The organism is Salmonella sp. SJTUF15570 (genome assembly GCF_043357055.1).
Classification (GTDB): Bacteria; Pseudomonadota; Gammaproteobacteria; order Enterobacterales; family Enterobacteriaceae; genus Salmonella; species Salmonella enterica.
On sequence record NZ_JBEUKJ010000006.1, the window covers coordinates 140,909 to 153,747 of the forward strand.

The following is a 12,839-nucleotide window of genomic DNA, read 5'->3' on the forward strand; positions in this document are numbered from 1 at the left end:
TGTTTTATGGCAACATTTTGTACGCGTATACCAAGGGATATGCGGCATAGAGCCATGCTGCGGGCTTTGGGTAAAAAATAGGTCATAATAAAAATATTATATTTCTACATTTTTATGAGTATATTCTTATGAGCTGAATGATCGCACCTGCTCATAGAATATTATATGTAATACTTTCAATATATTTATTTCATATATGTTCCAGAAAAAACAAAAAAGCGGTCTTTTTTGAATATTAAACTGGCGTGCATGCTACTCGTTTTTTCGTAAAAGTGAAATAATTTATTTTTTCTGAAAGGGAAGGCTCTTTGGGTGGGGTGCTTATAGTGTTTGCATAATTTTTTTTACTTAATTGATGTTATTTATAATGCCTGGTGCAAATATCTGTTTTTTTAATAAATTAGCTATATGATTATTATATTGTTGTGTATCGATTAATAATTTTAAAGTTATACGGGGAAGGTAGCATTCAACACCTGTTAACAATATATTTTATTATATAGGCGTTGTCGTAGTGTCTCTGTGCGTGAATGGTTAAGAATAATACGTTACAATTGTCGCTGGTATTTACAACTGATTAAAAACCATGACAACTAACCATCAAATTGACCGTCTTCTCACCCTCATGCAGCGCCTGCGTGACCCGGAAAACGGCTGCCCGTGGGATAAAGAGCAGACCTTCGCCAGCATCGCGCCTTATACGCTGGAAGAAACCTATGAAGTACTGGATGCGATTGCGCGTGAGGATTTTGACGATTTGCGCGGCGAACTGGGCGACCTGTTGTTCCAGGTGGTGTTTTACGCGCAGATGGCGCAGGAAGAAGGCCGCTTCGATTTTAATGATATCTGCGCTGCCATCAGCGACAAGCTGGAGCGCCGCCATCCGCATGTTTTTGGCGAGCTTTCCGCTGATAATAGCGAAGAAGTCTTAGCTCGCTGGGAGCAAATCAAAACGGAAGAGCGCGCGCAAAAAGCACAGCATTCCGCGCTGGACGATATTCCGCGCAGTTTACCGGCCTTAATGCGCGCGCAAAAAATCCAGAAACGGTGTTCAAACGTGGGCTTTGACTGGACGACGCTGGGACCGGTCGTCGATAAGGTCTATGAAGAGATCGATGAGGTGATGTTCGAGGCGCGGCAGGCGGTTGTTGATCAGGCTAAACTGGAAGAGGAAATGGGCGATTTGCTCTTTGCCACGGTCAACATGGCGCGTCATTTAGGTACGAAAGCGGAGCTCGCTTTGCAAAAAGCGAACGATAAATTTGAACGTCGTTTTCGCGAAGTTGAACGTATTGTCGCAGCCAGAGGCCTGGAAATGACCGGGGTGGACCTGGAAACAATGGAAGAAGTTTGGCAGGAAGTAAAACGCCAGGAAATTGATCTCTAAAGGTTTTAGGCGGTCAAGAGCGATTTGTGTGATTTTTTAAATAACAAGCGCTTGATTTACGTCAAAAACATTTACCTCAAAGGGGCTATTTTCTCCCTCCCTGTGTGAATGTCAGCCTGACGAAGAGGAGGAATAATGAAAGTTTGTGGCGTAGGTCATGTTCGGGTATACTGCTTTCCCGTCCTGGTTATTCCATCGTCTTTTAAACCTAACTTCTCAGGTTCCGCATGACAACGAACTATATTTTTGTGACCGGCGGGGTCGTATCCTCTCTGGGTAAAGGCATTGCCGCAGCCTCCCTCGCAGCCATTCTGGAAGCCCGTGGTCTCAACGTGACCATCATGAAACTGGATCCGTACATCAACGTCGATCCGGGTACTATGAGCCCAATCCAACACGGGGAAGTGTTCGTTACTGAAGACGGCGCTGAAACCGACCTGGACCTGGGGCACTACGAGCGTTTCATCCGCACCAAGATGTCTCGCCGCAACAACTTCACGACTGGCCGTATCTACTCCGACGTTCTGCGTAAAGAACGCCGTGGCGACTATCTGGGCGCAACCGTACAGGTAATCCCTCACATCACTAACGCGATTAAAGAGCGCGTGCTGGAAGGTGGCGAAGGCCACGATGTGGTACTGGTGGAAATCGGCGGTACCGTCGGTGATATCGAATCGCTGCCGTTTCTTGAGGCGATTCGTCAATTGGCGGTAGATATCGGTCGTGAACACGCGCTGTTTATGCACCTGACGCTGGTACCTTACCTGGCGGCTGCGGGCGAAGTGAAAACTAAACCGACTCAGCACTCCGTGAAAGAGCTGCTGTCTATCGGTATTCAGCCCGATATTCTGATTTGTCGTTCCGATCGCGCGGTTCCTGCCAACGAGCGTGCAAAAATTGCATTGTTCTGTAATGTGCCGGAAAAAGCCGTTATTTCAATGAAAGATGTCGATTCCATTTATAAAATTCCGGGCCTGTTGAAATCTCAGGGGCTTGATGATTATATTTGTAAACGATTCAGCTTGAACTGTCCGGAAGCTAACCTGTCTGAATGGGAACAGGTCATTTACGAAGAAGCGAACCCGGCAGGCGAAGTGACTATCGGCATGGTCGGCAAATATATTGAACTGCCGGATGCCTATAAGTCGGTGATCGAAGCGCTGAAACACGGTGGTCTGAAAAACCGCGTTACCGTCAACATCAAATTGATCGATTCGCAAGATGTTGAAACGCGCGGCGTCGAAATTCTGAAAGATTTGGACGCTATCCTGATCCCCGGCGGCTTCGGCTATCGTGGCGTTGAAGGTAAAATCGCCACTGCGCGCTATGCGCGTGAAAACAATATTCCTTATCTGGGCATTTGCCTGGGGATGCAGGTTGCGTTGATTGAGTTCGCTCGTAACGTGGCCGGCATGGACAACGCCAACTCAACGGAATTTGTGCCAGACTGTAAGTACCCGGTTGTGGCGTTAATTACCGAGTGGCGCGATGAAGACGGTAACGTTGAAGTCCGTAGCGAGAAAAGCGATCTGGGCGGCACCATGCGCCTGGGCGCGCAGCAGTGCCAGCTTAGCGATGACAGTCTGGTACGTCAGTTGTACGGCGCGTCGACGATTGTTGAACGTCATCGCCATCGTTACGAAGTCAACAATATGTTGTTGAAACAAATTGAAGCAGCGGGTCTGCGTGTCGCAGGCCGTTCCGGTGATGATCAGTTAGTCGAGATCATTGAGGTACCGAATCATCCGTGGTTCGTGGCCTGTCAGTTCCATCCGGAATTTACTTCCACGCCGCGTGATGGACATCCGTTGTTCGCCGGCTTTGTTAAAGCCGCCAACGAGCATCAGAAACGTCAGGCGAAGTAAAAAAGTTAGAACGGCGGTGCACCCTCAGCGGTGCACCGTTTGTCTGAAGTTTTAGTTTAACTAGTGACTTGAGGAAAACCTAATGTCCAAAATCGTTAAAGTCATCGGTCGTGAAATCATCGACTCCCGTGGTAACCCGACTGTTGAAGCTGAAGTACACCTGGAAGGTGGTTTCGTAGGTATGGCGGCGGCTCCGTCAGGTGCTTCTACTGGTTCCCGCGAAGCGCTGGAACTGCGCGATGGCGACAAATCCCGTTTCCTGGGTAAAGGCGTAACCAAAGCTGTTGGCGCGGTTAACGGTCCGATCGCTCAGGCTATTCTTGGCAAAGACGCTAAAGACCAGGCTGGCATCGACAAAATCATGATCGACCTGGACGGTACTGAAAACAAATCTAACTTCGGTGCAAACGCCATTCTGGCTGTCTCTCTGGCTAACGCCAAAGCTGCTGCTGCCGCTAAAGGTATGCCGCTGTACGAGCACATTGCTGAACTGAACGGCACTCCGGGCAAATACTCCATGCCGGTTCCGATGATGAACATCATCAACGGCGGCGAGCACGCTGACAACAACGTCGACATCCAGGAATTCATGATCCAGCCGGTTGGCGCGAAAACGGTTAAAGAAGCCATCCGTATGGGTTCTGAAGTTTTCCATCACCTGGCAAAAGTGCTGAAAGGCAAAGGCATGAACACCGCTGTGGGTGACGAAGGCGGCTATGCGCCGAACCTGGGCTCCAACGCGGAAGCACTGGCTGTTATCGCTGAAGCGGTTAAAGCGGCTGGTTACGAGCTGGGTAAAGACATCACCCTGGCGATGGACTGCGCAGCATCTGAATTCTACAAAGACGGTAAATACGTTCTGGCTGGCGAAGGCAACAAAGCGTTCACCTCCGAAGAATTCACCCACTTCCTGGAAGAACTGACCAAACAGTACCCGATCGTTTCCATCGAAGATGGTCTGGACGAGTCTGACTGGGACGGTTTTGCATACCAGACCAAAGTACTGGGCGACAAAATCCAGCTGGTTGGTGACGACCTGTTCGTAACCAACACTAAAATCCTGAAAGAAGGCATCGAGAAAGGCATCGCTAACTCCATCCTGATCAAATTCAACCAGATCGGTTCTCTGACCGAAACTCTGGCTGCAATCAAGATGGCGAAAGACGCTGGCTACACTGCTGTCATCTCTCACCGTTCTGGTGAAACTGAAGACGCTACCATTGCTGACCTGGCTGTTGGTACCGCTGCAGGCCAGATCAAAACCGGTTCTATGAGCCGTTCTGACCGTGTTGCTAAATACAACCAGCTGATTCGTATCGAAGAAGCTCTGGGCGAAAAAGCACCGTACAACGGTCGTAAAGAGATCAAAGGCCAGGCGTAATCCTGCTTTTACCTCTTAATGTAAAAACCCGCTTCGGCGGGTTTTTTTGTATCGGTTCAATAGCGCAGCCGCTGTGCATGACCGGGCAGACGAAATCTGCAATAATTAACGATTATCCCCTTAATAGAGAACGCTATGCAGTACCCGATTAACGAGATGTTCCAGACCCTACAAGGCGAGGGTTATTTTACCGGCGTCCCCGCTATTTTTATTCGTTTACAGGGATGTCCGGTCGGCTGTGCCTGGTGTGATACTAAGCATACCTGGGATAAACTGAGCGATCGGGAAGTGTCTCTGTTCAGCATTCTGGCAAAAACCAAAGAGAGCGACAAATGGGGTGCTGCGAGCAGTGAAGATCTGCTGGCGGTGATTAATCGTCAGGGCTATACCGCGCGTCACGTTGTCATCACCGGTGGCGAACCCTGTATTCACGACCTCATGCCGCTCACCGATCTGCTTGAAAAGAGTGGTTTTAGTTGTCAGATTGAGACCAGCGGGACGCACGAAGTGCGCTGTACGCCTAACACCTGGGTCACGGTTTCACCAAAAGTGAATATGCGCGGAGGATATGACGTGCTTTCCCAGGCGCTGGAACGCGCCAATGAAATCAAGCATCCCGTTGGGCGAGTTCGTGATATTGAGGCGCTGGATGAACTGTTAGCCACGTTGAGCGATGATAAACCGCGCGTGATTGCTTTGCAGCCCATTAGCCAGAAAGAAGACGCGACGCGTCTGTGTATTGAAACTTGTATTGCACGTAACTGGCGGCTGTCTATGCAAACGCATAAATATTTAAATATTGCCTGATGCTCTATCAATTTTACGGACGGCCTGCCGATGCCGTCTGTGACTTATCCATTACCTTGCATTGTTTATTTTCTCTATGCGAATTTCGATGAGTGTATAAAAGCGCGGATAAATTTTTCCATAGCGATGCATGGATCACGCTATTTTGGTAAATTTAAAGAAAAAATCATTCTATGAACTTTTTTGCATCAAAATCAGCAAATTAGCTGTTCTTTAATAATTTAAATTGTTGCGATTATGTTGGTGGAATGTAGTGCTGATAAAAAGTGGTTTATAAACAATGACATACGTTTAGTGTGTTCCCCGCGCCAGCGGGGATAAACCGACAACGCCGGGCCGGGGCGGGGGGCGGAAGCTGTGTTCCCCGCGCCAGCGGGGATAAACCGCCGCATCATTACTGACCTGAACGCCCCGCAAGGTGTTCCCCGCGCCAGCGGGGATAAACCGCCTGACAATTTGAAATACTCCGCTGAAATGATGTGTTCCCCGCGCCAGCGGGGATAAACCGTCAACGGCCTGCCGGGTAAATCGGTTCACGTGGTGTTCCCCGCGCCAGCGGGGATAAACCGTTGACGAGCGGTGATGTGTGCCGGAGTGGATAGTGTTCCCCGCGCCAGCGGGGATAAACCGTGATATGAGGCAAACGGCAGGTTACGCGCCAGGTGTTCCCCGCGCCAGCGGGGATAAACCGTCTTTTTGCATCAGCGACCAGAGCCGCTTGTAGTGTTCCCCGCGCCAGCGGGGATAAACCGGAGTGAGAATGTTCTTCATAGCAGGGGCAAACGTGTTCCCCGCGCCAGCGGGGATAAACCGATGCGCGTAACGGTCATTATGTTAAATAGAACGTGTTCCCCGCGCCAGCGGGGATAAACCGAACATCGTCGCCAGGCGTTTTTGCATGTCGTCGTGTTCCCCGCGCCAGCGGGGATAAACCGCCTCGCCGTCATTCGACATTACGTTCACTCACGTGTTCCCCGCGCCAGCGGGGATAAACCGTAACCATCGTGACGTGTGAAGTTGCCGCCCAGGTGTTCCCCGCGCCAGCGGGGATAAACCGATTTTAGAATTACGCATTGAGCCGATGATGTAGTGTTCCCCGCCCCAACAAGGATAGCCGTTGCATAATCATAATCTGTGTACCAGTAATGGCTGCTACAAACCTGTAAAGTAAAAAGGCCGCGTTTTCCCGGGGAGGCTTTTATACAGGAGAAGGCCATGGCGTTAAGGATCAGGGTATTGCTCGAAAATCATAAGGGAGCTGGAGCGGATAAATCGTTGAAGGCCCGGCCAGGGTTAAGCCTGTTGGTCGAGGATGAGTCTACGTCTATCTTGTTCGATACCGGCCCTGATGGCAGTTTTATGCAAAACGCGTTGGCGATGGGGATCGACCTGTCCGATGTGTCTGCTGTGGTGCTTTCGCATGGTCATTACGATCATTGCGGCGGCGTGCCGTGGCTTCCTGATAACAGTCGAATCATCTGCCATCCCGATATTGCGCGTGAACGTTATGCGGCAATGACTTTTCTCGGTATTACCCGGAAAATAAAAAAATTGTCGCGTGAGGTGGACTATTCACGCTACCGAATGATGTACACGCGTGACCCCCTGCCGATTGGCGAAAACTTTATCTGGTCAGGGGAAATACCGGTGGTCGCGCCTGAAGCCTACGGTATTTTTGGCGGCCACGATGCGGAGCCGGACTCTATTTTGGATGAGGGCGTACTGATTTACCTGTCGACAAAAGGATTAGTCATCATTACGGGATGCGGGCATCGGGGAATCGCAAATATTGTCCGGCACTGTCAGAACATTACCGGTATAAAGCAGATTTACGCGCTTGTCGGCGGATTTCATCTCCGCTGCGCATCACCGTTCACGCTGTGGCGAGTCAGGCGCTTTCTGCAAGAACAAAAACCTGAAAAACTATGCGGTTGTCACTGTACAGGGGCCTGGGGGCGGTTGTGGCTACCGGAAATAACCGCACCTGCAACCGGTGATGTGCTGCGCTTTTAACACCGCACGCTGGACAATGTTTTCACTGATAAAACGTCGTGTGGATAGGCTGGAATCAATTTGCCATCCAGCCCACGCGTTAATAAACCTTATTCGCCGCGATAGACGCAGCCGGCTGTACAGGTCTCTTTCACCATCACGGCGCTCAGTAGCGGCACGACGGGCTTAACCTGATCCCAAATCCATTTTGCCAGCACTTCGCTGGTGGGATTGGACAGCCCTGGAATATCATTCAGATAGTAGTGATCAAGACGATCGTAAGTCGGTTTAAACGCCGCTTTGAGATCCGCGAAATCCATAATCCAACCGGTATGCGGATCGACTTCACCGGTAATTTCGAGACGCACCATAAACGAGTGTCCGTGCAGGCGGCCGCACTTATGCCCTTCAGGCACGTGAGGCAGGCGGTGAGCGGCTTCAAAGGTGAAATCTTTATACAACGTGGTGGACATGATGAACTCTCAGGCAATAAAAAAACCGCCGTAGGGTACCGGAAAGCGCATTTTTTATCATTAACTAAAACCATTCTCCGCCTTGTGACGGGCAATTAATTTAAGAATTTCCAGAAAATTTAATAATTATCAATCAATTATAAAATCGATTTTGGCGTTAATAACGATAACTAAAACAGGTTAGTTCATTTGGTTATTTGTTATTTCCAACCCTTCTTTAATTGTTATTCCTCTCACCGTTACCCTTATCCTTAGTTTGGGATTTATCGCTTATACACTTCATCCTTCAAGCCGCATCTGTGTTGACTGCGTTTACTCACCCCAGTCACGTATTTATGTACGCTCCTGGGGCGCGCTCAGCTTACGGCGAACTTGAATGATTTTGTGTATAGATCCGCTTTGCTTACTGGAACATAACGACGCATGACGACACCGGCTCCACTGACTGGGTTGCTTCCGCTTAATCCGGAGCAACTGGCGCGCCTTCAGGCCGCGACAACCGACCTTACTCCCGAACAGCTTGCCTGGGTCTCCGGCTATTTTTGGGGCGTACTGAACCCGCGCTCAGGCGCTGTTGCCGTCACGCCTGCTCCTGAGGGAAAGATGCCGGGAGTTACGCTTATCTCCGCTTCGCAAACCGGCAATGCACGTCGTGTGGCGGAAGCGCTGCGTGATGATCTGCTGGCGGCCAACCTTAATGTGACACTGGTGAACGCCGGCGACTACAAATTCAAACAGATTGCCAGTGAAAAACTGCTGGTGATAGTGACGTCCACTCAGGGAGAAGGCGAGCCGCCGGAAGAGGCCGTCGCGCTGCATAAGTTCCTGTTCTCGAAAAAAGCACCGAAGCTGACCGATACCGCGTTTGCCGTGTTTAGCCTCGGCGACACCTCTTATGAATTTTTCTGCCAGTCCGGAAAAGATTTCGACAGCAAACTGGCGGAACTGGGCGGTGAACGTCTGCTCGACCGTGTCGATGCTGACGTTGAATATCAGGCAGCTGCCAGCGAATGGCGCGCCCGCGTGGTTGATGTTCTGAAGTCTCGCGCACCTGTCGCGGCACCTTCGCAATCCGTCGCTACTGGCGCGGTAAACGACATCCACACCAGCCCCTATACCAAAGACGCGCCGCTGACCGCGACCCTCTCCGTGAATCAGAAAATCACCGGTCGCAACTCGGAAAAAGACGTTCGCCATATTGAGATTGATTTAGGCGACTCCGGCCTGCGCTATCAGCCGGGCGATGCGCTGGGCGTCTGGTATCAGAACGATCCGGCTCTGGTGAAGGAGCTGGTTGAGTTGCTGTGGCTGAAAGGCGATGAGCCGGTGACGGTTGACGGTAAAACCCTGCCGCTCGCCGAAGCGCTGGAGTGGCACTTCGAGCTGACGGTGAATACCGCCAACATTGTTGAGAACTACGCGACCCTGACGCGCAGTGAGTCGCTGTTGCCATTAGTGGGTGACAAAGCGCAGCTCCAGCACTACGCCGCCACTACGCCCATTGTTGATATGGTGCGTTTCTCTCCGGCGCAGCTGGATGCTCAGGCGCTAATCGACCTGCTGCGCCCGCTGACGCCGCGCCTCTACTCTATCGCCTCCGCACAGGCTGAAGTGGAAAGCGAAGTGCATATCACCGTTGGCGTGGTTCGTTATGACATTGAAGGCCGCGCCCGCGCCGGTGGCGCTTCCAGCTTCCTCGCCGACCGCGTGGAAGAAGAGGGCGAAGTTCGCGTCTTTATTGAGCATAACGATAACTTCCGCCTGCCAGCTAACCCGCAGACGCCGGTCATTATGATTGGCCCCGGCACCGGCATCGCGCCGTTCCGCGCCTTTATGCAACAGCGCGCGGCGGAAGGGGCGGAAGGTAAGAACTGGCTGTTCTTCGGCAACCCGCACTTTACCGAAGATTTCCTTTATCAGGTTGAATGGCAGCGTTACGTGAAAGAAGGCGTGCTGAGCCGGATCGATCTGGCCTGGTCTCGCGATCAAAAAGAAAAAATCTACGTACAAAACAAACTGCGCGAACAGGGCGCGGAGCTGTGGCGCTGGATCAATGACGGCGCCCACATTTATGTCTGCGGCGACGCCAGGCGCATGGCCGCAGATGTCGAAAAAGCGTTGCTGGAAGTGATTGCTGAGTTCGGTGCAATGGACATCGAAGCGGCGGATGAATTTTTAAGTGAGCTGCGCGTCGAGCGCCGTTATCAGCGAGATGTCTACTAATGAGCGAAAAACATCCAGGCCCACTGGTGGTCGAAGGTAAACTGTCCGATGCCGAGCGCATGAAGCTGGAAAGCAACTACCTGCGCGGTACCATTGCGGAAGATCTGAACGACGGTCTCACCGGCGGTTTTAAAGGCGACAACTTCCTGCTAATACGCTTTCATGGCATGTATCAGCAGGATGACCGCGATATTCGCGCCGAGCGTGCGGCGCAGAAGCTGGAGCCGCGCCACGCCATGCTGCTGCGCTGCCGCCTGCCGGGCGGGGTGATTACTACGACGCAATGGCAAGCGATCGATAAATTCGCGGCGGATAACACGATTTACGGCAGTATCCGTCTGACCAACCGCCAGACCTTCCAGTTCCACGGCATTCTGAAGAAGAACGTCAAGCCGGTGCACCAGATGCTGCACTCGGTGGGGCTGGATGCGCTGGCAACCGCCAACGACATGAACCGTAACGTGCTGTGCACCTCCAACCCGTACGAATCGCAGTTGCACGCGGAAGCCTACGAGTGGGCGAAGAAGATCTCCGAACATCTGCTGCCGCGCACCCGTGCGTATGCGGAGATCTGGCTCGATCAGGAGAAGGTCGCGACCACTGACGAAGAACCGATCCTCGGTGCAACCTATCTGCCGCGTAAATTTAAAACCACGGTGGTGATCCCGCCGCAGAACGATATCGATCTGCACGCCAACGACATGAACTTTGTGGCGATTGCCGAAAACGGCAAGCTGGTGGGCTTTAACCTGCTGGTGGGCGGCGGTCTGTCTATTGAGCATGGTAATAAGAAAACGTATGCCCGTACAGCCAGCGAGTTTGGCTATCTGCCGCTGGAGCATACGCTGGCGGTAGCGGAAGCGGTGGTGACGACCCAGCGTGACTGGGGCAACCGTACTGACAGGAAAAACGCCAAAACCAAATACACCCTTGAGCGCGTGGGACTGGAGACGTTTAAAGCGGAAGTCGAGCGTCGCGCGGGGATCACATTTGAACCCATTCGTCCGTATGAATTTACCGGGCGTGGCGACAGGATTGGCTGGGTGAAAGGCATTGATGATAAATGGCACCTGACGCTGTTTATCGAAAACGGTCGTATCCTGGATTATCCGGGGCGTCCGCTGAAAACCGGCCTGCTGGAGATCGCGAAGATTCATCAGGGCGAGTTCCGTATCACCGCTAACCAGAACCTGATTATTGCCAGCGTGCCGGAAAGCCAGAAAGCGAAGATCGAGACGCTGGCGCGCGACCACGGGTTGATGAATGCCGTGAGCGCGCAGCGTGAAAACTCAATGGCCTGCGTGTCGTTCCCAACCTGCCCGCTGGCAATGGCGGAAGCCGAGCGTTTCCTGCCGTCGTTCACGGACAAAGTGGAAGCGATTCTGGAAAAACACGGCATTCCTGATGAGCATATCGTGATGCGCGTGACCGGCTGCCCGAACGGCTGTGGCCGCGCGATGCTGGCGGAAATTGGCTTAGTAGGGAAAGCGCCTGGTCGTTATAACCTGCATCTTGGTGGCAACCGCATCGGGAGTCGTATCCCACGGATGTATCAAGAAAATATCACCGAGCCGGATATTCTGGCCTCGCTGGATGAACTGATTGGGCGCTGGGCGAAAGAGCGTGAAGCGGGTGAAGGCTTCGGCGACTTTACGGTGCGTGCGGGCATCATTCGCCCGGTGCTCGATCCCGCGCGTGATTTCTGGGAATAACCTGAATTGCCGGATGGCGTCTGTGTAGGCCTGATAAGCGCAGCGCCATCAGGCAAGGCAAACAGTGAGGAACTTATGTCCCAACTCGATCTCAACGCATTGAATGAACTGCCAAAAGTCGATCGCGTACTGGCGTTGGCGGAAACCAACGCCCAACTGGAAACGCTGACTGCCGAAGAACGCGTGGCTTGGGCGCTGGAAAATCTGCCCGGCGAATACGTGCTTTCTTCAAGCTTTGGCATCCAGGCGGCGGTGAGCCTGCACCTGGTGAATCAGATTCGCCCGGATATCCCGGTGATCCTCACCGATACCGGCTATTTGTTCCCGGAAACCTATCAGTTTATTGATGAGCTAACGGACAAACTCAAACTCAACCTGAAAGTTTACCGCGCGGGCGAAAGTCCGGCCTGGCAGGAAGCGCGCTACGGCAAGCTGTGGGAGCAGGGCGTTGAGGGCATTGAGAAATACAATGAGATCAACAAAGTCGAGCCGATGAACCGGGCGCTAAAAGAGCTGAAAGCGCAGACGTGGTTTGCGGGTCTGCGTCGCGAGCAGTCCGGCAGCCGCGCGCATTTACCTGTTCTCGCTATCCAACGCGGCGTGTTTAAAGTGCTACCGATTATAGACTGGGATAACCGCACGGTTTACCAGTATCTGCAAAAGCACGGTCTGAAATACCATCCGCTGTGGGATCAGGGCTATCTGTCTGTGGGCGATACGCACACCACCCGCAAATGGGAGCCGGGTATGGCGGAAGAAGAGACACGGTTCTTCGGGCTGAAGCGCGAGTGCGGGCTGCACGAAGGGTGATTGTCCTTACGCGGTATGATTATACTTGCTGCTATGAAAAATCCGGCAGGCAGCCGGATTTTAAATTGGTTATATACCCAAAATAATTCGAGTTGCTTAAAGGCGGCAAGGGAGTGAGTCCCCAGGAGCATAGATAACTATGTGACTGGGGTGAACGAGCGTAGCCAACACATAAGCAACTTGAAGTAT

General features: G+C 52.1%; 9 protein-coding genes and 1 CRISPR repeat array. Of the genes, 8 read left to right on the top strand and 1 reads right to left on the bottom strand.

All coding sequences use genetic code 11. From position 1 onward, the window contains the following. Positions 1-586: 586 nt before the first annotated feature. From mazG to ABVN44_RS13910, 5 genes are all read left to right on the top strand, one after another. Positions 587-1,387, top strand: coding sequence for a nucleoside triphosphate pyrophosphohydrolase (mazG, locus tag ABVN44_RS13890; protein ID WP_000210454.1), 801 nt, complete (start codon positions 587-589; stop codon positions 1,385-1,387). A gap of 227 nt (positions 1,388-1,614) precedes the next feature. Beyond that, complete coding sequence (gene pyrG, locus ABVN44_RS13895) at positions 1,615-3,252, top strand: glutamine hydrolyzing CTP synthase (RefSeq protein WP_000210863.1); 1,638 nt, start codon at positions 1,615-1,617, stop codon at positions 3,250-3,252. An 82-nt stretch (positions 3,253-3,334) separates the two neighbouring features. Further along, the gene (gene eno / locus ABVN44_RS13900) at positions 3,335-4,633 is read left to right on the top strand and encodes a phosphopyruvate hydratase (RefSeq protein WP_000036734.1); all 1,299 of its coding nucleotides are present in this window, start codon (positions 3,335-3,337) and stop codon (positions 4,631-4,633) included. A 135-nt stretch (positions 4,634-4,768) separates the two neighbouring features. Next, a complete protein-coding gene (gene queE / locus ABVN44_RS13905) occupies positions 4,769-5,440 on the top strand; it encodes a 7-carboxy-7-deazaguanine synthase QueE (protein ID WP_001199961.1) in 672 nt (223 codons plus the stop codon). Positions 5,441-5,736: 296 nt separating this feature from the next. After that, positions 5,737-6,558: direct repeats of the CRISPR family, unit length 29 nt; unit sequence GTGTTCCCCGCGCCAGCGGGGATAAACCG. A 97-nt stretch (positions 6,559-6,655) separates the two neighbouring features. Continuing rightward, the gene (locus tag ABVN44_RS13910; RefSeq protein WP_023232699.1) at positions 6,656-7,453 is read left to right on the top strand and encodes an MBL fold metallo-hydrolase; all 798 of its coding nucleotides are present in this window, start codon (positions 6,656-6,658) and stop codon (positions 7,451-7,453) included. An 89-nt stretch (positions 7,454-7,542) separates the two neighbouring features. Here ABVN44_RS13910 and queD read toward each other — a convergent pair whose 3' ends face one another. Next, entirely contained in the window at positions 7,543-7,905 is a 363-nt protein-coding gene (queD, locus tag ABVN44_RS13915; RefSeq protein WP_000108313.1) for a 6-carboxytetrahydropterin synthase QueD, read from the bottom strand. 423 nt (positions 7,906-8,328) lie between these two features. Between queD and cysJ the strand changes: the two genes are divergently transcribed. The 3 genes from cysJ to cysH all read left to right on the top strand — a co-directional run bounded on the left by cysJ (position 8,329) and on the right by cysH (position 12,650). After that, positions 8,329-10,128, top strand: a complete 1,800-nt coding sequence (gene cysJ, locus ABVN44_RS13920) for an NADPH-dependent assimilatory sulfite reductase flavoprotein subunit (RefSeq protein WP_023232700.1) — start codon at positions 8,329-8,331, stop codon at positions 10,126-10,128. Beyond that, a complete protein-coding gene (gene cysI, locus ABVN44_RS13925) occupies positions 10,128-11,840 on the top strand; it encodes an assimilatory sulfite reductase (NADPH) hemoprotein subunit (protein ID WP_023232701.1) in 1,713 nt (570 codons plus the stop codon). The genes cysJ and cysI overlap by 1 nt, the downstream gene beginning before the upstream one ends. 75 nt (positions 11,841-11,915) lie before the next feature. Next, positions 11,916-12,650, top strand: coding sequence for a phosphoadenosine phosphosulfate reductase (gene cysH / locus ABVN44_RS13930; RefSeq protein WP_000080390.1), 735 nt, complete (start codon positions 11,916-11,918; stop codon positions 12,648-12,650). The last annotated feature ends 189 nt before the right edge of the window (positions 12,651-12,839 follow it).